Origin of the sequence: Terracoccus luteus (genome assembly GCF_003635045.1) — a bacterium.
GTDB lineage: Bacteria > Actinomycetota > Actinomycetes > Actinomycetales > Dermatophilaceae > Terracoccus > Terracoccus luteus.
This window is the reverse complement of sequence record NZ_RBXT01000001.1, coordinates 2256171-2279009: the sequence shown is the minus strand read 5'-3', so window position 1 is coordinate 2279009 and position 22839 is coordinate 2256171. Positions and strand designations below refer to the sequence as shown.

The 22839-nt window shown below is 74.2% G+C and carries 16 protein-coding genes; 12 read left to right on the top strand and 4 right to left on the bottom strand.

Annotated elements, in window-relative coordinates; all coding sequences use genetic code 11:
• Positions 1 to 3: 3 nt before the first annotated feature.
• The 5 genes from DFJ68_RS10280 (at position 4) to DFJ68_RS10260 (ending at position 6210) form a co-directional block, all read left to right on the top strand.
• Positions 4 to 864, top strand: coding sequence for a PHP domain-containing protein (locus DFJ68_RS10280; RefSeq protein WP_211333331.1), 861 nt, complete (start codon positions 4 to 6; stop codon positions 862 to 864).
• 90 nt (positions 865 to 954) lie between these two features.
• Positions 955 to 1815, top strand: coding sequence for a RecB family exonuclease (locus tag DFJ68_RS10275; RefSeq protein WP_245963583.1), 861 nt, complete (start codon positions 955 to 957; stop codon positions 1813 to 1815).
• 73 nt (positions 1816 to 1888) lie between these two features.
• Complete coding sequence (locus DFJ68_RS10270) at positions 1889 to 2755, top strand: ParA family protein (protein WP_121032931.1); 867 nt, start codon at positions 1889 to 1891, stop codon at positions 2753 to 2755.
• 78 nt (positions 2756 to 2833) lie between these two features.
• Entirely contained in the window at positions 2834 to 3664 is an 831-nt protein-coding gene (locus DFJ68_RS10265) for an HAD family hydrolase (RefSeq protein ID WP_245963582.1), read from the top strand.
• A 17-nt stretch (positions 3665 to 3681) separates the two neighbouring features.
• Positions 3682 to 6210, top strand: coding sequence for a glycoside hydrolase family 65 protein (locus DFJ68_RS10260; protein ID WP_121035279.1), 2529 nt, complete (start codon positions 3682 to 3684; stop codon positions 6208 to 6210).
• A gap of 132 nt (positions 6211 to 6342) precedes the next feature.
• On the opposite strand, the gene DFJ68_RS10255 is transcribed toward DFJ68_RS10260, so the two are convergent.
• A complete protein-coding gene (locus tag DFJ68_RS10255; RefSeq protein WP_121032929.1) occupies positions 6343 to 8175 on the bottom strand; it encodes a DEAD/DEAH box helicase in 1833 nt (610 codons plus the stop codon).
• Positions 8176 to 8413: 238 nt separating this feature from the next.
• On the opposite strand from DFJ68_RS10255, the gene DFJ68_RS10250 reads away from it, so the two are divergent.
• Positions 8414 to 9136, top strand: a complete 723-nt coding sequence (locus tag DFJ68_RS10250) for a ferritin-like fold-containing protein (protein ID WP_184508763.1) — start codon at positions 8414 to 8416, stop codon at positions 9134 to 9136.
• Between the two features lie 70 nt (positions 9137 to 9206).
• On the opposite strand, the gene DFJ68_RS10245 is transcribed toward DFJ68_RS10250, so the two are convergent.
• The 3 genes from DFJ68_RS10245 to DFJ68_RS10235 form a co-directional block, all read right to left on the bottom strand.
• Positions 9207 to 9476, bottom strand: a complete 270-nt coding sequence (locus DFJ68_RS10245) for a GlsB/YeaQ/YmgE family stress response membrane protein (RefSeq protein WP_121032925.1) — start codon at positions 9474 to 9476, stop codon at positions 9207 to 9209.
• A gap of 409 nt (positions 9477 to 9885) precedes the next feature.
• A complete protein-coding gene (locus DFJ68_RS10240) occupies positions 9886 to 10107 on the bottom strand; it encodes a DUF3107 domain-containing protein (protein ID WP_121032923.1) in 222 nt (73 codons plus the stop codon).
• Positions 10108 to 10183: 76 nt separating this feature from the next.
• Entirely contained in the window at positions 10184 to 10864 is a 681-nt protein-coding gene (locus DFJ68_RS10235; RefSeq protein WP_121032921.1) for a TetR/AcrR family transcriptional regulator, read from the bottom strand.
• 128 nt (positions 10865 to 10992) lie between these two features.
• On the opposite strand from DFJ68_RS10235, the gene moeB reads away from it, so the two are divergent.
• From moeB to DFJ68_RS10205, 6 genes are all read left to right on the top strand, one after another.
• A complete protein-coding gene (gene moeB / locus DFJ68_RS10230) occupies positions 10993 to 12174 on the top strand; it encodes a molybdopterin-synthase adenylyltransferase MoeB (protein ID WP_121032919.1) in 1182 nt (393 codons plus the stop codon).
• A gap of 13 nt (positions 12175 to 12187) precedes the next feature.
• Positions 12188 to 12991 carry an MGMT family protein gene (locus DFJ68_RS10225; RefSeq protein ID WP_121035278.1) on the top strand — a complete coding sequence of 268 codons (804 nt, stop codon included), beginning with the start codon at positions 12188 to 12190 and terminating at the stop codon, positions 12989 to 12991.
• A gap of 33 nt (positions 12992 to 13024) precedes the next feature.
• Positions 13025 to 13447, top strand: a complete 423-nt coding sequence (locus DFJ68_RS10220) for a Fur family transcriptional regulator (protein ID WP_121032918.1) — start codon at positions 13025 to 13027, stop codon at positions 13445 to 13447.
• A gap of 145 nt (positions 13448 to 13592) precedes the next feature.
• Positions 13593 to 15776 (top strand): catalase/peroxidase HPI, encoded by a 2184-nt coding sequence (gene katG, locus DFJ68_RS10215; protein WP_121035277.1) that lies wholly within the window; start codon positions 13593 to 13595, stop codon positions 15774 to 15776.
• Positions 15777 to 15965: 189 nt separating this feature from the next.
• Complete coding sequence (locus DFJ68_RS10210; RefSeq protein ID WP_121032917.1) at positions 15966 to 19289, top strand: ATP-dependent helicase; 3324 nt, start codon at positions 15966 to 15968, stop codon at positions 19287 to 19289.
• Positions 19286 to 22804, top strand: coding sequence for an ATP-dependent helicase (locus tag DFJ68_RS10205; protein WP_245963581.1), 3519 nt, complete (start codon positions 19286 to 19288; stop codon positions 22802 to 22804). The genes DFJ68_RS10210 and DFJ68_RS10205 overlap by 4 nt, the downstream gene beginning before the upstream one ends.
• Positions 22805 to 22839 lie beyond the last annotated feature (35 nt).

The following is a 22839-nucleotide window of genomic DNA, read 5'->3' as shown; positions in this document are numbered from 1 at the left end:
GGTGTGAGCGCGCCCGTCATCGACCTGCACACGCACTCGAACGCCAGCGACGGCACCGAGGCGCCGGCGCAGCTCGTCCGGTCGGCGGCGCAGGCGGGGCTCGACGTCGTCGCCATCACCGACCACGACACCGTCGTCGGGTGGGACGAGGCCGCGGCCGCCGCGGCCGAGCACGGCATCGCCCTCGTCCGCGGCATCGAGGTGTCGTGCTCGTTCGGCGAGGCGGGCGTCCACCTGCTCGGCTACCTCACCGACCCGGAGGCGCCCGGCCTGATGGCCGAGCTGGCCCGCGCCCGAGAGTCGAGGGCCACCCGGCTGGAACGGATGGTCGAACGGATGGCCGCGGACGGCATCCCCGTCACCATCGAGCAGGTGCGCGCGCAGGTGGCTCCGGGAGCGACGCCGGGGCGCCCCCACATCGCCGACGCGCTGGTCGCGAGCGGCACCATCGCGCACCGCGACGAGGCCTTCCGCGAGTGGCTGTCCGACGACTCGCCCTACTACGTCGGCCACTACTCGCCGCACCCGGTGCGTGCGACCGAGCTCATCCGCGAGGCGGGTGGCGTCGCCGTCATCGCCCACCCGTTCACGCGCACCCGCATCGACACCGTCACCGACGAGCTCGTCGCCCGCATGGTCGAGGCCGGCCTCACCGGGCTCGAGGCGCACCACCGCGACCACGGCGTGGCGCAGGTCGAGCACTGCCGACGCCTCGCCGCCGAACACGGTCTCGTGCTCACGGGGTCGAGCGACTACCACGGCACCGGCAAGCGCAACCGCCTCGCGGAGAACACGACGACGCCCGAAGCGCTGGCCGCGATCGAGGCCGCCGCGACGGGTCCGACGCGCGTGCTGCGCCCCTGACGTCGTCGGCCACGCGCTCCCGGATGCCGGGTCGCCGGGCCTGTGGGCCGCCCGCCGTCCGTGTCGGCGCGGGCCCGTAGGGTGGCCGCCGTGAGCAGCCCACCGAGCGTGCGACCCGAGCAGACGGGGTTCGCCGGCATGCCCACGCCGCTCTACGGCTCGTCGCCGTCGCGGTTGCTGGCGTGGCTCGACTGCCCCCGGCGTTACCGCATGCAGTACCTCGACCGGCCCCGCCCTGCGGCCCGACCCCAGCGGGCCCACACCTCGGTCGGCATCGCGACGCACAACGTGCTGCGCGACTTCTGGGACCTGCCCGCCTCGCAGCGCACGCCGCAGGGGGTCGCCGAGCTGGTGCGCACGTCATGGATCGACGTCGGCTTCCGCGACCCCGAGCAGTCGGCGGCGTGGCGGTCCCGGGTGCGCCAGGCCGTCACCGACTACCTGCGCGGCATCGACCGCGAGAACCAGCCGGTCGGCATCGAGCGCAGCGTCTCGCTCAAGACCGACACCATCGCCGTGACCGGGCGCATCGACCGGCTCGACGACCGGGGCGACGAGGTGGCCGTCGTCGACTACAAGACCGGCCGCGCGGTGCCGACCGACGACGACGCCCGCACCTCGCTGCCGCTGGCCCTCTACGCGGTCGCGGCCGCCCGCATGTGGCGCAAGCCGTGCACGACGGTCGAGCTGCACCACGTGCCGAGCAACACGGTCGCGCGCCACCGCCACACCCCGGAGTCGTTGCAGCGCAAGGTCGCCGAGGCCGAGTCGATCGCCACCGACCTGCGTCGCGCCGACGCGGAGTACGCCGACGTCGGTGCCGACTCCCCGCGGTTCGCGCCGCGGCCGTCGGCGCTCTGCTCGTGGTGCGACTTCCGCGCCCACTGCCCGGAGGGGCAGGCGCAGGGGCCCGAGAAGAGCGACTGGGCCGGGCTCGTCACGACCGACTGACCCGCCGACGGTCCGGCGTCGCGCCAGGACGGTGGTGGTGGGGGCCGGTGGGGCACCTGACAGACTGGCGGCCATGGCGAGCACCCGCACCACCGGCACGAGGGCCCGCAGGAAGCCGGCCGCGCGCACGACCCGCTCCGGCCCGGTCGTGCTGGCGCTGGCCAACCAGAAGGGCGGCGTCGCCAAGACGACGTCGGTGGCCAGCCTCGGTGCCGCCTTCGCCGAGCACGGCCTGCGCGTCCTGCTCGTCGACCTCGACCCGCAGGCCTGCCTCACCTTCTCGCTCGGGGTCGACCCCGACGCGGTGGAGGCCTCCGTGCACGACGTGCTCACCGGCGGGGCCGCCCTCGCCGACGTCGTCGTGCCCTGCGACGACGGTGTCGACCTCGTCCCCTCGACCATCGACCTCGCCGGCGCCGAGGCCATGCTGCTCGGGCGGCCGGGCCGTGAGTACGTCCTCCGCACCGCCCTCGACGCCCTGGCCGACGCCGTCGACACCGACGCCGACACGGACGACGAGCGCCCGTACGACGTCGTCCTGCTCGACTGCTCGCCCAGCCTCGGAGTGCTGACGCTCAACGCCCTCACCGCCGCCGACGGCCTCGTCGTGCCGATGCCGTGCGAGATGCTCAGCCACCGCGGCGTCGGACAGCTGCTCGACACCGTCGCCGACGTGCAGCAGATCCTCAACCCCGACCTCGCCGTCTGGGGCATCCTGCCGACCCTCTTCGACGGTCGCAGCACCCACGCGCGCGAGGTGCTCGGCGACGTCGGCGAGCGCTACGAGCTGCCGGTGCTCTCACCGCCGATCCCCAAGACCGTCCGCTTCGCCGAGGCCCCGGCGGTCGGGCGGTCGATCCTCGCGACGGCCCGCACGAGCAAGGGCGCCCAGGCCTACCGCGAGGTCGCCGGCTCGCTGCTGCCGCGCCTCGCGCGCTAGTCCGTACGCGACACGTCCCGGCGCCGCCCCTGTGGGCGGGTCACGCGGCTGGGGCGTGCGGGCCCTAGGCTCGTGACCGTGCCTGACGACAGCGTGATCGCCGACCCGCCCCACCAGACCGACCGGCCCGCCGAGGCGGGCGCCGGGGCCGAGGGGAAGGGCGTCTCCGAGCTCGCCTGGAGCGACTACGACGCCGTCCTCTTCGACCTCGACGGCGTGCTGACCCCCACCGCCGAGGTGCACATGCGGGCGTGGGACACCATGTTCAACGACTACCTCGAGCAGCGGCCGGATGCCGGTCGCCTCGCCCGCTACACGGCATCCGACTACTTCGCGCACGTCGACGGCAAGCCCCGCTTCGACGGGGTGCGCACGTTCCTCGCCTCACGCGACATCGAGCTGCCCGAGGGCACCCCGGACGACCCGCCCGACGCCGAGACGGTGGGCGGTCTGGGCAACCGTAAGAACGCGATGTTCTCCGCCATCCTCGAGCGCGACGGCGTCGAGCCCTACCCGGCGTCGGTGACCCTGCTCGACTGGCTGGCCGACCGCGGCACGAAGGTCGCCGTCGTCTCGTCGTCGCGCAACGCGCCGCTCGTGCTCGAGGCCGCCGGTCTGGCCGACCGTTTCGAGCACGTCGTCGACGGACGCGTCGCCGCCGAGGCCGGCCTCGCCGGCAAGCCGTCGCCGGAGACCTACCTGCACGCCGCCCGGCTGCTCGGCACCGAGGCCTCCCGGGCGGTCGTCGTCGAGGACGCCCTCTCGGGGGTCGAGTCGGGGCGCGCGGGTGACTTCGGCCTCGTCGTCGGCGTCGACCGCGGCGCCGGCCGCGAGGCGCTGCTGGGCGCGGGTGCCGACGTCGTCGTGCGCGAGCTCGACGAGCTCGTGCCCGGCCGGTCCGACGGCTGACCCGGGAGCCCACCGTGATGCGACGCGACCTGCAGAACGACCCCGACCCGATCGACCGCACCCGCTTCCCGGTCGACGAGTGGGCCTGGCGCGAGACGTGGTACTCCGCCGACGACCTCGGCCTCACCGAGACCGCCTTCGCCGTCGGCAACGGCTACCTCGGCATGCGCGGCAACGTCGAGGAGGGCCGTGACGTCCACTCGCACGGCACCTACGTCAACGGCTTCCACGAGACCTGGCAGATCCGCCACGCCGAGGAGGCGTTCGGCTTCGCCCAGACCGGCCAGACCATCGTCAACGTGCCGGACGTCAAGACGATCAAGGTCTACGTCGACGACGAGCCCCTCATGCTCTCGATGGCCGAGCTGCTCGAGTACGAACGCACCCTCGACTTCCGCGACGGGATGCTGCGGCGCGGGCTCGTGTGGCGCACCCCCTCGGGCAACCGGGTTCGCATCGACAGCACGCGCATGGTCTCGTTCGAGCAGCGCCACCTCGCCGTCATGACCTTCGAGGTGACCCTGCTCGACCGCGACGCCCCGGTCGCCATCTCCTCGCAGGTGCTCAACCGCCAGGACGGCACCGACGACTACCACGTCAGCTCGCCCCAGAGCGGCGCCTTCGACCCCCGCCGCGCCAGCCGGCTCAGCGAACGGGTGCTCGACCCGCAGAGCCACTGGTGCAGCGACCGGCGCACCGTGCTCAGCTACCGCTGCGTCGACTCCGGCATGACGCTCGCCGTCGCGGTCGACCACGAGATCGAGACCGACAACGAGTTCGAGGAGCTCAACCACGCCGAGGAGGACCTCGGCAAGAAGATCTACCGGGTGCGCGGCGAGGTGGGCCAGACCATCCGCATCACCAAGGTCGCGGCGTACCACACCTCCCGCGGCGTGCCGACGCGCGAGCTCGTCGACCGCGCCCGCCGCACCCTCGACCGCGTCCGTGACGTCGGCGTGGCGGCGACTCACGAGGAGCAGCGCCGCTGGCTCGACCGGTTCTGGGCCGACAGCGACGTCGAGGTGGAGGGCCACCCGGCCGTGCAGCAGGCGGTGCGGTGGAACCTGTTCCAGCTGGCCCAGGCGTCCGGTCGCATCGAGCAGGTCGGCATCCCCGCCAAGGGCGTGAGCGGCTCGGGCTACGAGGGCCACTACTTCTGGGACTCCGAGACCTACGTGCTGCCCTTCCTCAGCTACACCTCACCGTGGATCGCCCGGGGGGCGTTGCGGTTCCGCTACCTCATGCTGCCGGCCGCCCGCCGGCGCGCGGCCGAGCTGTCGAACACCGGCGCGCTCTACCCCTGGCGCACCATCAACGGCGAGGAGGCCTCGGCCTACTACGCCGCCGGCACGGCGCAGTACCACATCAACGCCGACATCGCCTTCGCCCTGTGCAAGTACGTGCAGGCCTCCGGCGACGACGAGTTCATGCTGCGCGAGGGCATCGACATCCTCGTCGAGACGGCCCGTATGTGGACCGACCTCGGCTTCTGGCTCGGCCGGGACGAGGCCCGTCGCTTCCACCTGCACGGCGTCACCGGCCCCGACGAGTACACGACGGTCGTCAACAACAACCTCTTCACCAACGTCATGGCGAGCGACAACCTGCGCCAGGCGGCCCGGTGGGCGGAGCGCGTCCGCGACGAGCACCCGGAGGCGTGGGACCGCATCGTCGCGCGGCTCGACCTCGGCGAGGGTGAGGTCGAGGAGTGGGCGGCCTGCGCGGCGGGCATGTACGTGCCCTACGACGAGGACCTGCGGGTGCACCCCCAGGACCAGCACTTCCTCGAGCGCGAGGTGTGGGACCTCACCGCCACGCCCGACGAGAAGCGGCCGCTGCTGCTGCACTACCACCCGCTCGTCATCTACCGCTTCCAGGTGCTCAAGCAGGCCGACGTCGTCGCCGCCCTCTTCCTGCAGGGACAAATGTTCTCGCAGGAGGAGAAGCGCAACGACTTCGAGTACTACGACCCGTTGACCACCGGCGACTCGACGCTGTCGTCGGTCGTTCAGTCGATCATCGCGGCGGAGGTGGGCCATCGGAAGCTGGCCCTCGGCTACTTCCACTCCGGCCTCTACGTCGACCTCGCCGACCTGCACGGCAACGCCTCCGACGGGGTGCACGTCGCCTCCACCGGCGGCGTGTGGAACGCGCTCGTCTACGGCTTCGGCGGCATGCGCGACCACAACGGCACCCTCACCTTCGACCCGCGCCTGCCGGAGGAGTGGCCCAGCCTGCGGTTCCGCATCGCGGTGCGGGGCAGCCGGCTGCTCGTCGAGCTGGCCCGCGACCGCATCGCCTTCACGCTGCGCAGCGGTGACGCCGTCGAGGTCGTCGTGCGCGGTGAGCGGGTCGAGGTCGGGGCCGACGGGCCGACGGTCATGGCCCTCACCGGCCAGGGCCCGGTCATCGAGGAGACCCTCGGGCGCCGGCCCAGGGTCGGCGTCACGGGCGACCACGAGATGGTCTTCACCGCCGGGGTGCCCGACCCCGAGCGGGAGCGTCGGCGCCGCGGCTCGCGCCGACAGACGAGCCCGACCTCCTAGACCGGGCAACCGACCCGGCCGCGCAGCCCGCGCGGTGGGTCGGGCCGAGACGCACGGATGCCGGTGTGCCCCGTGGGGCACACCGGCATCCGTCACGTCGTGGTGGCCCTCACGGACCGGGCCACGCCTGCGTCACTCGGCGGCGACGGGAGCGCTCTCGGCTGCGCCCTCACCGCCGCGGCCACGACCGCTGCCACCGCGGCGACGGCGGCGCGGACGGCGCGAGGCGTCGTCGGAGGACGAGGAGTCGGCCTCCGGCCCGGAGCCGTCGGACGGCGACGCCGGAGCCTCGGTGGAGCCGGCCGCGCCGGCGGCGGCGGCACCGGCCCCGCGGGTGCGGCGACGGTTGCGGCTGCGACGCTCGCGGGGGGCGGCGTCCTCACCCTCGGCAGGGGCCGCCTCGTCACGTCGGTCGTCACGTCGGTCGTCACGTCGGTCGTCACGGCCGCGACCACCGCGGTCGCCCCGCTCACCACGACCGCCGGCGGGGCCCTGGCCACCACGGGCGTGGCGCTTGCCGGTCTCGCCGAGGTCCTCGACCTCCTCGGCCCCGAGGCCGGCCCGCGTCTGCTGCGAGCGGCGCAGGCGACCCTTGGCGTCGGTGGGGATGTCGAGGTCGGCGAAGAGGTGCTCCGAGCTCGAGTACGTCTCCTGCGGCTCCGGGATGCCGAGGTCGAGGGTCTTGTTGATGAGGGCCCAGCGGTGCAGGTCGTCCCAGTCGACGAAGGTCACGGCGACACCGGTGTTGCCGGCGCGGGCGGTACGACCGATGCGGTGCAGGTAGGTCTTCTCGTCCTCGGGGCACTGGTAGTTGATGACGTGGGTGACGTTGTCGACGTCGATGCCGCGTGCGGCGACGTCGGTGGCGACGAGGATGTCGACCTTGCCGTTGCGGAACGCGCGCAGCGCCTGCTCGCGGGCGCCCTGGCCGAGGTCACCGTGGATGGCCGCGGCCGCGAAGCCGCGGTCGACGAGCTCGTCGCTGACCTTGGCGGCGGTGCGCTTGGTGCGGCTGAAGATGATGGTCAGGCCCCGCTCGCGCGCCTGCAGCATGCGCGAGAGCATCTCGACCTTGTCCATCGCGTGCGCGCGGTAGACGAACTGCTCGACCGCCTTGACGGTGTGGGCGTTCTCGTTCTCGTCGCCCATCGCCCGGATGTGCGTGGGCTGGGTCATGTACCGGCGGGCCAGCGTGACGATGGCGCCCGGCATGGTCGCCGAGAACAGCATCGTCTGGCGGCTGCCCGGCGTCTGGCTCATCAGGGTCTCGACGTCGGGCAGGAAGCCGAGGTCGAGCATCTCGTCGGCCTCGTCGAGCACGACGATGCGTGCCTGCGAGAGGTCGAGGTGGCCCTGCTTCATCAGGTCGATGAGCCGGCCCGGCGTGCCGACGACGATCTCGACGCCCTGCTTGAGGGCCTCGATCTGGGGCTCGTAGGCGCGGCCGCCGTAGACGGTGAGCACCCGGATGCCGCGGCGGCGCCCGGCGCGCTCGAGGTCGCCCGCGACCTGGACGGCGAGCTCGCGGGTGGGGGCGACGGCGAGGGCCTGCGGCTTGCCGGGACGGGCCAGCGACTCGAACTCTGCGTCGCCGGGGGCCACGACGCGGTTGAGCATCGGGACGCCGAAGCCGAGGGTCTTGCCGGTACCGGTCTTGGCCTGGCCAATGATGTCGTGGCCGGCGAGGGCCACGGGCAGGGTCATGGCCTGGATGGGGAAGGGCGTCCGGATGCCGGCGTCGGCGAGCGAGGCGACGATGTCGGGGTGCACGGGGAAGTCGGCGAAGGTGACCTCGGGGACGACGGCGGCGGGGTCGACCTCGTCCTCCGGGACGACGATGAGGTCGGCGTCCGGGACGGTGACGATCCCCGTGTCGGTGTCATTGGTGGTGGCGGTGTCGGTGACGTCCGTGGCGGGCTCGTCGGAGCCGGCGGCAGCGGACAGGGTGGTGTTCTGGTCGGTCATCGAGATCTCTCGTTCGGCACGAGCACCCCGCGGTAGGCGGGAGCTCAGTGGCGCGTGACGGGCCGATCGGGGGTGTCAGAGAGCGTGTCGTCGTGCCGACCGGGCACCGGTTGTCCTTCTCAGTCTACCGCCTGACCCCGTCGTGGCCGTCCCGCGACGGTTCCCCGACGGTCCTGCGACGGTCCCGCGGCCGTCCTGCGGCCGCCCGGCGCGCCCGGCCGTCACTACTGTGGCGACCGTGAGCACCCCCGCCGACCCCACGCCGACACCCGAGCCGTCCACCGAGTCGTCCGCCGAGTCGTCGTCCGCCTACCGGGCGGCCGTCACCGACCTGCTCGGGGTGCTCGCGTACGGCGAGCTGCGCGGCTTCCTCCAGCTGGCCAAGGACGCCGAGCTCGCCCCCGACCTGCGCCACCAGGCCGCCCTGGCGCAGCTCGCGGCGCACGAGCTCGGCAACTACCGCCGGCTCGGCGAGCGGCTCACCGACCTCGGGGTCGCGGTCGAGGACGCCATGCAGCCGTTCGTCGCCTCGTTCGACGGGTTCCACGAGCGCACCGTCCCCGCCGACTGGCTCGAGGGGCTCGTCAAGGCCTACGTCGGCGAGGGCATCGCCCAGGACTTCTACCGCGAGATCTCGGCCTACGTCGACGAGGACACCCGGGCGCTCGTCACCGACGTCCTTGCCGACACCGGTCAGGCCGAGTTCATCGTCACCGCGGTGCGGGCCGCGATCCGTCAGGAGCCCCGCGTCGCCGGGCGGCTCGCCCTGTGGGGCCGCCGGCTCGTGGGGGAGGCGATCACCCAGGCGCAACGGCTCGGTGTCGAGCGCGACGCGCTGGCCGGCATCCTCGTCGGTGCGCCCGGTCGGGCCGGGGCTGACCTCGCCGAGCTGGGGCGCATGTTCGCCCGGCTCACCGACGAGCACACCAACCGCATGGCGCGACTCGGGCTGTCGGCGTAGCCGCCCGGGGACGGCGAAGGGCCCGACCGTCAGACGGTCGGGCCCTTCGCCGTGCAGGAGCCTGGTCGGGTCAGACCGGCTTGTTCGTGACGCGGCCGTAGGCGGTGATGCCGGCGGCGGCGAGCAGGGCGCCGACGATCCAGAACCACCAGCGGATGCCGCCGTTGTCGTTGCCGTACCCGAAGATGGCACCGAGGATGAACGTGCCGACGAGCGACGCGACGATGCCGATGATGATCGTCGCGACGAGCGAGATGTTCTGCTTGCCCGGCAGGATGAGCCGTCCGAGCGCACCGATGATGAGACCGGCGACGATGGCCCCGATGATGGTTCCGATCATTTGGTCACAGCTCCTTCTGGTCGCCCCTGGCGACCGCACGGTCCGCACGGTGTGCGGACATCAGTTGCAGCACCACCACTGTCCCATCCGTTGGGGCAGTTGTGGTGGATGTGACGTCGGTGACCGCGCCGTGTGGCCTCTCGGGTGAGCGGCCGGCGGTGACGACCCCCCGTCCCATCCGGCGAGGTTGTACCCGTTCCCCGAGCGGCACAGTCACCGGTGACCCTTCCGTGACCAAGAACGAGCACGAGTCACCCTGCGTCACAGCGTCGCCGACCGGATGCCGTCGTGCCCGGGCCCACGCGTCGGCCCGCGGCCGTGCGGGGCCCGGTACGCGGAGAGCCCCACCGCCGCTGGGGCGATGGGGCTCTCGTCCGCCGCCTCGTGGCGACGGCGGGGGGCGGTGGCGTCAGTGGGCGCCGAAGCCCACCCCGCTCTTCTTCTCGCTGCCGGTCATCACGTAGCCGAGCGACTGCGTCGGCACGATGATGCGGCCACCCTTGTCGTCCTTGAGCTCGAGCAGCTCGTCGCCGGCCGCGGCCTTGACGGCGGCCACGAGCTCGTCGGACGTCAGCGTCGTCTCGAAGCTGATCTCGCGCGCCACGTTCTGCACGCCGATGCGGACCTCCACGTCAAACCCACTTCCTCCGCGTCGCCGCGATGTCACTCGTCCTTTTGTCGGGAGGAGACCTCCCACTCCGACCACCTTAACCAGCGGCGGTGCCCGCCGATTCCCGCTCCCGGGCGGGCGGCGTCGCCTCACGGCCGTCACGGCCGTCACGGGCGGGGAAGGCGGCGATGCCGCGGCGGATGAGCGCCCCGGTGACCCGGACCGCGGTCTCCTTGGACAGCGTCGCCTCGTGGGTGAGCCAGTAGCGCGCCGAGGTCTGCGCAAGGCCGACGAGCTGCACGCCGACGAGCAGCGCCTCCTCGGCGTCCATCGTCGTCTCCGCCGCGATGAGGTCGGCCATCGAGCGGGCGCAGGTGAGGTCGATCTGGTCGAGGCGGGCCCGGACCTCGGGGGCGTTGGCGAGGTCGCTCTCGAAGATGAGCCGGAAGGCCGCCCCCTCCTGCCCGACGAAGTCGAAGTACGCGTCGACCATGGTGCGGATGCGGGCCTTGTTGTCCTCGAGGGCGAGGGCGTCGCGCACGAGCGTCTCCAGCTCGCCGGCGTGGCGGTCGACGAGGGCGAGGTAGAGCTCGAGCTTGCCCGGGAAGTGCTGGTACAGAACGGGTTTCGAGACCCCAGCCCGTGCCGCGATGTCGTCCATGGCCGCCTGGTGGTAGCCCTTCTCGACGAACACGCCGAGGGCGGCGTCGAGGAGCATGGCACGTCGCTCCGAGCGGGGCAGTCGCTGCCCCCGGGCCGTCTGGCTCACGTCGGTCATGGCGGTGTCGTCCTCAGGGGTCGGGGCGGGCCGCGCGGCCTGCTCGTGTGGACGGGGCCGGCCCCGGGGCTCGAGGACGACGGTGTCCGCTCACCTTACCCACCGGTACCCGGCAGTACGGTGGCGTCATGTCGCACGACCCGATCGTCACGACGCGCGCCCCCCTCGGGCCGGCCGAGGTGACGCGCTACGCCCGCCACGTGCTCGTCCCCGGCGTCGGTCTCGAGGGCCAGGAGCGGCTCAAGGCGAGCCGTGTCCTCGTCGTGGGGGCGGGCGGTCTCGGCTCGCCGGCACTGCTCTACCTCGCCGCCGCGGGGGTCGGCACGATCGGCGTCGTCGACGCCGACGTCGTCGAGCTGACCAACCTGCACCGTCAGGTGATCCACACCGACGCCGGCATCGGCCGCCTCAAGACGGAGTCGGCGGAGACCGCGGTGCACCGGGTCAACCCGCACGTGACGGTGGAGCGACACGACCTCACCCTCGACTCCACCAACGCCCTCGACGTCATCGGGCGCTACGACCTCGTGGTCGATGGCACCGACAACTTCCCGACGCGCTACCTCGTCAACGACGCCTGCGCGCTGCTCGGCAAGCCCCACGTGTGGGGGTCGATCCTGCGCTTCGACGGCCAGGTCTCGGTCTGGTGGGCGGGCCACGGCCCCTGCTACCGGTGCGTCTTCCCGCAGCCGCCCCCGCCCGGCTCGGTGCCGAGCTGCGCGGAGGGTGGGGTGCTCGGGGTGCTCTGTGCCGCAGTCGGATCCGTGCAGTCGACCGAGGCGCTCAAGCTGCTGCTCGGCCTCGGCGAGCCGCTGACCGGGCGGCTGCTCGTGCACGACGCGCTGCGCCAGACGTGGGACACCCTGACCGTGCGCGCCGACCCCGGCTGCCCCGTGTGCGGCGAGAGCCCCACCGTCACCGAGCTCGTCGACTACGCCGACTTCTGCGGGGTCCCGCGCCCGGGCGGACAGGATGCCGGTGAGCGGGTCCCCGAGGTGACGGTGCGCGAGATGGTCGACGAGCTCGCCTCCGAGGCGCCGCCGCTGCTCGTGGACGTCCGCGGCGAGCAGGAGCGGGAGGTCGTCTCGATCCCGGGCGCGGTGCCGGTCCACCTCGACCTGTTCCGGTCGGGCGAGGCCTGGTCGCAGCTGCCGCGAGACAGACGGATCCTCGTGCACTGCAAGGTCGGTGGGCGTTCCGGCGAGGCGACACGGCTGGCGCTCGCGGCTGGGTACACCGACGTCGCCAGCGTCGCCGGCGGTGTCATCGAGTACGTCCGGCAGGTCGACCCGACGCTGCCGGAGTACTGACGTGGCGCCCCGGGTGCCGTTCGACGAGCACGCCGAACGGGTGCTCGAGGTCGTCGCCCGCATCCCCGCGGGGCGGGTGATGGCCTACGGCGACGTCGGCCGGGCGCTCGGCGACCGCGGTCCGCGGTACGTCGGCAACGTCATGGCCGGCTACGCGTCCGACCTGCCGTGGTGGCGGGTCGTGCGCGCCGACGGTCGGCCGCCTCTGGGGCACGAGGACGAGGCCGTCCGCCGCTGGCTCGAGGAGGGCGTCCCGGTGGTCGGCGGCCCGCTCGCCGCCGCGGCGGCCGGGGCCGGCGCCCGCGCCGACATGGCCCGCGCCCGGTGGGTGCCCGAGTCGCCGGCGTCGGTGACTCAGACCGGTCCGGCGGGGTCACGCGGGTCGCTGCACCACGTCGAGGTGTGGGTCGACGACCTCGCCGTCTCCGGGCCCGAGTGGGGCCGGCTGCTCGCGCGGCTCGGCTACCGGCTCGGTGACGACTGGGGTCACGGCCAGGCGTGGGAGCTCGGCTCGCTCTACGTCGTCGTCGAGTCGGGCCCGGACGTCGCCGGCGGCCACGAGCGGCACCGCGCCGGGGTCAACCACCTCGCCTTCCACGCCGGCACCCGCGCCGACGTCGACGCCGTCGTCGAGCACTGCGCGGAGGCCGGGTGGTCGCTGCTCTTCGCCGACCGGCATCCGTACGCCGGCGGACCGCAGCACTACGCGGCCTACCTCGAGAGCAGCGAGGGGTTCGAGGTCGAGCTCGTCGCGGCCGACGGCGGGGGTCTCGACGAGGCCCGCGACCCGGCATCCGGATCGCGGGACAAGACTTGATCGGTTCAAGAAACGTCTGACACACTCGACGACATGACCCAGCCCGCCGTCACGACCGCCGAGAGCCGGCTGCGTGACTACGGTCTGCGCGTCACGCGCCAGCGGGTCGCGGTGCTGACGGTCCTCGAGGACCACCCGCACACCGACACCGACACCGTCATCCGTCAGGTGCGAGAGGTTGCCGGCGACGTGTCGCACCAGGCCGTCTACGACGTCCTGCGCGCCCTCACGGCATCCGGTCTCGTCCGGCGCATCCAGCCTGCGGGCTCCGTCGCGCGCTACGAGGTGCGCGTCGGTGACAACCACCACCACGTCGTGTGCCGAGAGTGCGGCGCCATCGCCGACGTCGACTGCGCGGTCGGTGAGACGCCGTGCCTCACGGCGTCCGACAGCGGCGGCTTCGTCATCGACCAGGCCGAGGTCACCTACTGGGGTCGGTGCCCGCGGTGCGCCTGACCCGTCACGGGTGACCGCCCGACCCGCCACGCACCAGCCCAATCCCAGCCGAAACGCTTGTACGACAGCACTGTTCCCGAGAGACAAGGACGCTCCAGTGACCGAGCAGACGCACTACGCCGCACCGAACGCCGAGGTCGGTGAGATGAACGAGCCGGAGGTGGCCCAGTGCCCGGTCGCCCACGACCGCACCTCGCGCCCCGCGGGCACGACGACCACCGACTGGTGGCCGAACCGCCTCAACCTCAAGGTGCTGGCGAAGAACCCGGCGGTCGCGAACCCGCTCGGTGACGACTTCGACTACCCGGCCGCCTTCGAGACGCTCGACCTCGACGCGGTGAAGCGCGACATCGCCGACGTGCTCACCGACTCGCAGGACTGGTGGCCCGCCGACTTCGGCCACTACGGCCCCTTCATGATCCGCATGGCGTGGCACAGCGCCGGCACCTACCGCGTGCAGGACGGACGCGGTGGCGCCGGGGCCGGTCAGCAGCGCTTCGCCCCCCTCAACTCCTGGCCCGACAACGGCAACCTCGACAAGGCCCGCCGCCTCCTGTGGCCGGTGAAGAAGAAGTACGGGCAGAGCCTCTCGTGGGCCGACCTCATCGTGCTCACCGGCAACGTCGCCCTCGAGACGATGGGCTTCGAGACCTTCGGCTTCGCCGGCGGCCGCCCCGACGTGTGGGAGCCCGACGACGACGTGTACTGGGGCGCCGAGACCGAGTGGCTCGGCGACGAGCGCTACACCGGTGACCGCGACCTCGAGAACCCGCTGGCCGCGGTGCAGATGGGCCTCATCTACGTCAACCCCGAGGGCCCCAACGGCAAGCCCGACCCGCTCAGCTCGGCCCGCGACATCCGCGAGACCTTCGGGCGCATGGCGATGAACGACGAGGAGACCGTCGCCCTCATCGCCGGTGGCCACACCTTCGGCAAGACCCACGGTGCGGCCGACCCGCTCGAGTACGTCGGCCCCGAGCCCGAGGGTGCCCCGCTGGAGGAGCAGGGCCTCGGCTGGCGCCAGAAGTTCGGCAGCGGCAAGGGCAAGGACGCCATCACGAGCGGCCTCGAGGTGACGTGGACCCAGACCCCGACCCGCTGGGGGATGGGCTACTTCGACAACCTCTTCGGCCACGAGTGGGAGCTGACCAAGAGCCCCGCCGGCGCCTGGCAGTGGGTGGCCAAGGACGCCGAGGCGAGCATCCCGGCTCCCGACGAGGGTGGCGCGAAGCGCCTGCCGACGATGCTGACGACCGACCTCGCGCTGCTCGCCGACCCGGCCTACGAGCGCATCTCGCGCCGGTTCCACGAGAACCCCGACGAGTTCGCCGACGCCTTCGCCCGCGCCTGGTTCAAGCTGACGCATCGCGACATGGGCCCGATCGAGCGCTACCGCGGCCCGGAGGTGCCCCAGGAGGAGCTGCTGTGGCAGGACCCGCTGCCCAAGGCCGAGGGCGAGCCGGTCACCGGTGACGACGTCGCCGAGCTGAAGCAGGCCATCGCGGCCACCGACCTCACGGTCTCGCAGCTCGTGCGTGCCGCGTGGGCCTCGGCCTCGACCTTCCGCAGCAGCGACAAGCGCGGCGGCGCCAACGGCGCCCGCGTGCGCCTCGAGCCGCAGTCGGGCTGGGACGTCAACGACCCGGCCGACCTCGCCGTCGTGCTGCGCACGCTCGAGGGCGTCAAGGCCGACTTCGACGGCCGCGGCGGGCGCACCGTCTCGCTCGCCGACCTCATCGTCCTCGGCGGTGCCGTGGGCGTCGAGAAGGCCGCGGCCGCCGGCGGGGTCACCGTCGAGGTGCCCTTCCGCCCGGGCCGCGTCGACGCGACGCAGGAGCAGACCGACATCGAGTCGTTCCGCTACCTCGAGCCGCGGCACGACGGGTTCCGCAACTACCTCGGCAAGACCGGTCGCGTGCCCGCCGAGTACCTGCTCGTCGACCGCGCCAACCTGCTCGGCCTCTCGGCCCCGCAGATGACGGTGCTCGTCGGTGGCCTGCGGGTCCTCGGCGCCAACAGCGGCGGCTCGACGGTGGGTGTGCTCACCGACCGCCCGGGTGTGCTGAGCAACGACTTCTTCGTCAACCTGCTCGAGCTGGGCACGACGTGGACGGCGACGTCCGAGGCGGCCGACACCTACCAGGCCACCGACGCCGCGGGGAACCGGACGTGGACCGGCAGCCGGGTCGACCTGCTCTTCGGCTCCAACAGCGAGCTGCGGGCCCTCGCCGAGGTCTATGCCTCGGACGACTTCCGTGAGCGTTTCGTCCGCGACTTCGTGTCGGCGTGGAACCAGGTCATGGAGGCCGACCGCTTCGACCTGCGCTGACGACGCCCGTCGCGTCACAGATCGCGTCACAGGTCGCGTCGTAGGTCCCCAGGAGGGCCCGAGCCGGATGCCGGCCCGGGCCCTCCTGCTGTCCGTGTCCCGGCCGTGCCGTGGCCGTCATCCCGCGTCGGGACGTGGCCTCCCGACGATGTCGGAGGAGGTGTCGGTGGGGCGTGATGGAATCGCCCCGTGGTCATCCTCCGTCGCGCCCCCGCCCCGGCTCCCGCCGACGTGCGGCTCGACGAGCGGCAGCGCGAGGCGCTCGCCTCGCGGGCCCGGGTGCTGCGGGTGCTCGGCGGCCCCGGCACCGGCAAGTCGACGCTGGCCGTCGAGCTCGTCGTCGACGCCGTGCGCCACCGGGGGCTGCGCGCCGACTCCTGCCTCGTGCTCACGGCCAGCCGCACCGCCGCCGCCGCCCTGCGCCAGCGCGTCACCGCCCGCCTCGACGGGACCTCGACGGAGTCGCTCGCCCGCACGTGGCAGGCCTTCGGCTTCGGGGTGCTGCGGGCCGAGGCGGCACTGCACGGCGACCCCGCCCCGCGCCTGCTCGGCGGGCCCGAGCAGGACGTCATCCTGCGTGACCTGCTCGCCGGCCACGCCTCCGGCGACGTGCCCGGCCCCTCGTGGCCGGAGGGCCTGCGCGAGGCGCTGCCCACCCGCGGGTTCCGCAACGAGCTGCGCGACCTGCTGATGCGCGCCGTCGAGCACGGGCTCGGGCCCGACGACCTCGCCGCCCTCGGCCGCGAGCACGACCGACCCGAGTGGGTCGCCGCCGCCCACGTGCTGCGTGAGTACGACGACGTCACCTCGTTCAGCCGGTACGGCTCCTACGACCCGGCCTGGGTGCTCACCGCCGCCGCCGAGCTGCTCGAGGACGACCCGCTCGCCCTCGACCGCCTGCGCGAGCGGGTGCGCCTCGTTGTCGTCGACGACGCCCAGGAGGCGACGTCGGCCGCGGCGCGCCTGCTGCGGGTGCTCGTGCGCGGCGGTGGTCCGCGGGTCGTGCTCGTCGGCGACCCCGACCTCGCCGTGCAGACCTTCCGCGGGGCCGACCCCCGCTTCCTCGCCTCGGGCTGGACCGAGCTCGCCGACCCGCCGCGCGGTCCCCGACCGGCCGAGCAGCTCGCGCTCTTCGCCCCCGACCTCGAGGCCGAGCCCGAGCCATCGCCAGAGGCCGTCACCGAGACGGATGCCGGTCAGCCGCGGGAGGCGCGAGCCGAGGGTGACGCCGATGGCGAGCCCCCCGGCATCCGCACCGTCGTGCTCACCGAGAGCCACCGCCTCGGCCCCGCGCTGGCCGGGGTGGCCGACCGCGTGACGCGGCGCATCGGCGCCCTGGGCGGCGGTGAGCAGCGACGCCTCGTCGCCGCGGCGCCCCGGCCCGACCGGTGCCGCGTCGACGTCGCCCTGCTGCGCTCGGCCGCCCAGGAGACCGCGCACGTCGCGGCCGTGCTGCGGCGGGCCCACCTCGTCGAGGGGGTGCCGTGGAGCGACATGGCCGTCGTCGTGCGCGGCTCGTCGCGGGCCGACACGATGCGCCGACTGCTCGGCCAGGCGGGGGTCCCCGTCGAGGCCGGCAGCGCCGAGGCGCCGGTGCGCGACGAGGCCGCCGTCCGACCGCTGCTGCACCTGCTCGACGAGGCCATCGCGGTCGTGCGCGCGGGCCACGAGCGGCGCGACCACGCGGTCGACCCCGTCCGCGCCGCCGACCTGCTGCTCTCGCCCGTCGGAGGCTGCGACACCGTCGCCCTGCGACGGCTGCGGCGCCGGCTCCGACACGACGAGCTCGCCGACGGCGGGGGCCGTTCGAGCGACGAGCTGCTCGCCGCGCTGCTGCTCGAGCCGGCACGGGCGGCGGTGCTGGGGCCGGTCGCCCGGCCGGCCGCCCGAATCGCGTCCGCCCTCGCCGCGGGCGCCGCGGCGGCCCGACTCGACGACGACGGCCGCTGGGCGGCCGGGGTCACGGCCGAGACCGTGCTGTGGGCGCTCTGGCAGGGCGCGGGGGTCGGGGAGACATGGCGTCGCACCGCCCTCGCCGGCGGCTCGTCGGGGGAGCGGGCCGACCGCGACCTCGACGCCGTGCTCGCGCTCTTCGACGCCGCCGGCGCCTTCGTCGACCGGCTGCCGACCGCGGGCCCGGACACCTTCCTCGAGCACGTCCAGGGGCAGGACGTTCCCGGAGACACCCTGCTCGTCGGCGCGCAGGCCGGCGGACGCGTCGCCCTCGTCACGCCGCAGACGGCGGCGGGCCGGCAGTGGCGCATCGTCGTCGTCGCCGGGGTGCAGGAGGGCGTCTGGCCCGACCTGCGGCTGCGCGGGTCGGTGCTCGGCTCGGAGGACCTCGTCGACGTCGTCGCGCAGCGGCCGCTCGGCTTCCGCGCCGCCCAGGCCGCCGTGCGCTACGACGAGACGCGCCTCTTCCACGTCGCGGTCACCCGGGCCACCGAGCGACTGCTCGTCACCGCCGTCGGCGACGAGGACGAACAGCCCTCGGTCTACCTCGACCTCGTCGACCCGCCCGAGCGCACCCGCCTCGCCGACGAGGTGCGCCCGCACACGGAGGTCGCCCGCACCATGACGCTGCCCGGGCTCGTGGGCGAGCTGCGCCGTGACGTCACGAGCCCCGACCCGGGTGTCGCCGAGCCGGCCCTCGCGCTGCTCGCCACCGCGGCGCGCGCCGGCGTGCGGGGGGCCCACCCGGCATCCTGGTGGGCCCTGCGCGAGCCGAGCAGCCACGACCCGGTGCGTGCCCCGGGCGACCCGGTGCCCGTGTCACCGTCGAAGGTCACGTACTTCGGCGAGTGCGGCCTGCGCTGGTTCCTCACGACCGTCGGGGGCGAGGGGGTGCAGCTCGGCGCCGCGTCCGTCGGGACCTTCGTGCACGACATCGTGGCCGAGCTGCCCGACGAGCCGCGCGAGCGGCTCAACGCCGAGGTCGACGCCCGCTGGGGTCGGCTCGGCCTGTCCCCGGGCTGGGTCACCGACCGCACCCGGCGCGAGGCCCACGACATGGTCGCCCGCTTCGTCGCCTACCGCGAGGCGGCCGAGCGCGAGCGCGCGCGCGTCGGCATCGAGACCGACTTCCGCGTCACCGTCGGACGGGCGGTCGTCGCCGGCCGGGTCGACCGGATCGAGCGCGAGGCCGACGGGGCCCTGCGCATCGTCGACCTCAAGACCGGGACGAGCAAGCCCACGCGGGCCGACCTCGCCGAGCACGGCCAGCTCGGCACCTACCAGGTGGCCGTCGAGGAGGGGGGCTTCGCCGACCTCGGCACCCACAGCGCGGGCGCCTCCCTCGTCTTCATCGGCAAGGGCGGGCTGGCCAACCTCCAGCCGGCGGTCCTCAGCCAGGATGCCGTGTCGGAGGCTCCCGACCCGGCGTGGGCCCGCGCCCTCGTCGAGACCACCGCCGAGGGCATGGCGGCGGCGACCTTCACCGCGTCGCACGGCACGTGCCGCACCTGCCCGGTCAAGGCCTCGTGCCCGGTCCAGCCCGAGGGGGACGCGCTGTGACCGACACCCTCGACCTCGGCGTGCCCTCCGGCCCGACACCCGCGCGCCCGTCGTCGACCACGGCGACGGCCCCGTCGGTGCGCCACTCGGCGCTCGACGTGGCCCGCGCCCTCGAGCTGCCGCCGCCCACCCCCGAGCAGACCGCCGTCATCGAGGCGGGCCCGGGGCCGCTGCTCGTCGTCGCGGGCGCCGGGTCGGGCAAGACGGAGACGATGGCCGCGCGCGTCGTCTGGCTCGTCGCCAACGAGTTCGTCAGCCCCGACCAGGTGCTCGGTCTCACCTTCACCCGCAAGGCCGCGGCCGAGCTGTCGGCGCGCATCGGGCGCCGGCTGCGGGGCCTCGAGCGGGCTGGCCTGTGGGCCCCGCCCGCCGACGACGGGTCGGGCGCCGAGGTGCTCGGCGGCACCCCGACGGTCTCGACGTACCACTCCTACGCGGGGCGGCTCGTGCGCGAGCACGCCCTGCGCGTCGGGGTGGAGCCCGAGTTCCGGGTGCTCACAGAGGCCGGCGCGTGGCAGCTGGCTGCCGAGGCCGTCTCGCGCTGGGACGGGCCGATGGAGCCGATGACGAAGTCCGAGAGCACCGTCATCGACGCCGTCATGTCGCTCGCCGGCGAGATGGCCGAGCACGTGCGCACGCCGGCCGAGGTCGTCACCCACCTGGATGCCGTGATCGCCTGTCTCGAGGCCCTGCCCGACGGCGAGGGGCGGGGCAGCCTCACGGTCGCCAGGGAGGTGGTCGCGGTGCTGCGCGAGCGTCGGCTCGTGCTGCCGGTCGTCGAGGCCTTCCTCGAGCTGAAGCGGTCACGGGAGTCGCTCGACTTCGCCGACCAGATCGCGCTGGCGGCGCGGCTCGCGACGACCATCCCGCAGGTGGGGCGTACCGAGCGCGAGCGCTTCAGCGCCGTGCTGCTGGACGAGTTCCAGGACACCTCCGAGGCCCAGCTGACGCTGCTGCGCAGCCTCTTCCACGACCCGGCGGTCGCGCTCACCGCGGTCGGTGACCCCAACCAGTCGATCTACGGCTGGCGCGGGGCGAGCGCCACGACGCTGCTGCGGTTCCCGGCGGAGTTCGCCGGCCCGGACGGCGAGGCCGGAGTGCTGCCGCTGTCGACGAGCTGGCGCAACGACGAGCTCGTGCTCGAGGCCGCGAACGTGACGGCGGCGCCCCTCGCCACGACGCACGTGCGCCCGCTGTCGGCGCGCCCCGACGCCGGACCGGGCGCCGTCACGGTGGCCCGCCTCGAGACGGCGCAGGAGGAGGCCGCCCACGTCGCGCAGTGGGTGGCTCAGCGGTGGCGCTCGCCGAGCGGGCGGCGCACGGGGCGGTCGGCGGCCGTGCTCTGCCGGCGCCGGTCGTCGTTCCCCGTCGTCGTCGAGGCGCTGCGGGCGGCCGACCTGCCGGTCGAGGTCGTCGGCCTCGGCGGGCTGCTCGTCATGCCGGAGGTGAGCGACCTCGTCGCCGCGCTCTGGGTCGTGCAGGATCCCACCCGCGGCGACCAGCTCATGCGGCTGCTCACCGGCCCCGTCGTCCGGCTCGGGGCGGCCGACCTCGCCGGGCTTTGGGCCTGGGCCCGTGAGCTGCACCGGCTGACCCCGGCGGTCCCGGCCGCCCCGGCCGACGCCACCGTCCCGGCCGACGCCACCGTCCCGGCCGACGCCACCGTCCCGGCCGACGCGCCCGGCGCAACCGACGCGTCCGGCGACTCCGACGCGGCCGCCGCGGCCGACCGGCCGGCCCACACGGCATCCGTCGACGACCGCCGCGGCAGCGACCTCGCCGCCGACAGCGCCGACACCGCGACGCTCGTCGAGGCGCTCGACGACCTGCCGCGTCCGGGGTGGAGCGCCCGCGACGGCGCCCGGGTCGGCGACGAGGCACTGGCCCGGCTGCACGCGCTCGCCGACACCGTGCGGCGGCTGCGGCGGCTGACGGCCCTCCCGCTCGTCGACCTCGTCGCGGAGGCCGAGGTCGCCCTCGGGCTCGACATCGAGGTGCTGGCCCGCCACGAGCACACCGCGTCGACGGCGCGCGTGCACCTCGACGCCTTCGCCGACGTCGCCTCCCGGTACGCGGCGAGCGCCGACCGGCCGACGCTGGGCGGCTTCCTCGCCTGGCTCGAGGCCGCGCGCGACCAGGAGCGCGGCCTCGACGCCGGCCACAGCGAGAGTGACGCCGACGCGGTGCAGGTGCTGACGGTGCACGCCGCCAAGGGTCTCGAGTGGGACGTCGTCGCGGTGCCCGCGCTCGTCGAGGGGGCCTTCCCCGACCACGCGTCGACGTCCGTGGCGGTCGTCCAGGGGTCCTCGCCCGTCGCCTACGCGACCTCGGGCACCCCGAAGGACAAGGGCTGGCTCGTGGGGCTCGACTCCCTGCCGTACGACCTGCGTGGTGACCGCGACGGGCTGCCCCACCTCGACTGGCGCTCGCTCTCCGACCGCAAGCAGCTCGGTGCGGCCGTCGAGGCCTTCGCCCTCGACGGCGGCCGGCACGCCGTGGCCGAGGAGCGGCGCCTGGCCTACGTCGCCGTGACCCGCGCCCGCTCCGACCTGCTGCTCAGCACCCACGTCTGGGGCGCGACGAAGAAGACGCTGTCCGTCCCGAGCCGCTTCCTCATCGAGATCGTCGACGGCCTCGGCGCGGCCGTCGCGCGCGGCCCCTGGTTCCCCGACCCGGAGCCCGTCGAGGACTCCAAGGGCAAGCCGGCCGCCCCGACCAACCCCCACCTGCTCGAGCCGGTCTCGGCCCCGTGGCCGCACGACCCGATGGGACACCGCCGGGCGGCTCTCGCCGGCGTCGTCGAGCGGCTGCAGGACCTCATCGACGACGACACGACGCCGACGCGGGACCCCCGGCTGGCAGACCTGCGCCTCCTGCTCGCCGAGCAGGCCGCGCGCCGGTCGCGCGGCGAGCCCGTGGTCGAGGTGCCCCGGCACCTGTCGGCCTCCGCCGTCGTCGCGCTCGCCCGCGACCCCGAGGACTTCGCCATGACGCTGCGCCGGCCCATGCCCGCCGCCCCGGCGACCTCGGCCCGGCGCGGCACCGCCTTCCACGCCTGGGTCGAGGAGCACTACTCGCGCGCCGCCATCGTCGACCTGCTCGACCTGCCCGGGAGTGCCGACGACGGCGCCGCCGACGAGGGCGACCTCGAGACGATGAAGGACCACTTCCTCGCCAGCGAGTGGTCCGAGCGGGTGCCCGAGGAGATCGAGCTGTCGGTCGAGACCCTGCTCGACGGGATCGCCGTCCGCGGCCGCATCGACGCCGTCTTCGCCCGCGACGACGGCGGCTGGACCGTCGTCGACTGGAAGACGGGCCGCCGACCCAGTGGTCGCGACGCCGCCGTGCGGGCGCTGCAGCTGGGGGCCTACGCGCTGGCGTTCGCCCGCCTGCGCGGGGTCGACCCGTCGATGGTCGACGCCGCCTTCTTCTACGCCGCCGAGGGCGTCACCGTGCGTCCCGAGCTGCCGGGCGCCGACGCGCTGACGGGACTGCTCGCCACCCTGCCCGACTGACCGGTGCCCCGGCGGCCGTCACGACACCGGATGCC

Bases quoted from the DNA above. Each gene is read 5' to 3' on its own strand.
- DFJ68_RS10270 (WP_121032931.1), top strand. From the start codon at position 1,889: ATGGCGAGCACCCGCACCACCGGCACGAGGGCCCGCAGGAAGCCGGCC.
- DFJ68_RS10260 (WP_121035279.1), top strand. From the start codon at position 3,682: ATGCGACGCGACCTGCAGAACGACCCCGACCCGATCGACCGCACCCGC.
- DFJ68_RS10255 (WP_121032929.1), bottom strand. From the start codon at position 8,175: ATGACCGACCAGAACACCACCCTGTCCGCTGCCGCCGGCTCCGACGAG.
- DFJ68_RS10245 (WP_121032925.1), bottom strand. From the start codon at position 9,476: ATGATCGGAACCATCATCGGGGCCATCGTCGCCGGTCTCATCATCGGT.
- DFJ68_RS10235 (WP_121032921.1), bottom strand. From the start codon at position 10,864: ATGACCGACGTGAGCCAGACGGCCCGGGGGCAGCGACTGCCCCGCTCG.
- moeB (WP_121032919.1), top strand. From the start codon at position 10,993: ATGTCGCACGACCCGATCGTCACGACGCGCGCCCCCCTCGGGCCGGCC.
- DFJ68_RS10220 (WP_121032918.1), top strand. From the start codon at position 13,025: ATGACCCAGCCCGCCGTCACGACCGCCGAGAGCCGGCTGCGTGACTAC.
- katG (WP_121035277.1), top strand. From the start codon at position 13,593: ATGAACGAGCCGGAGGTGGCCCAGTGCCCGGTCGCCCACGACCGCACC.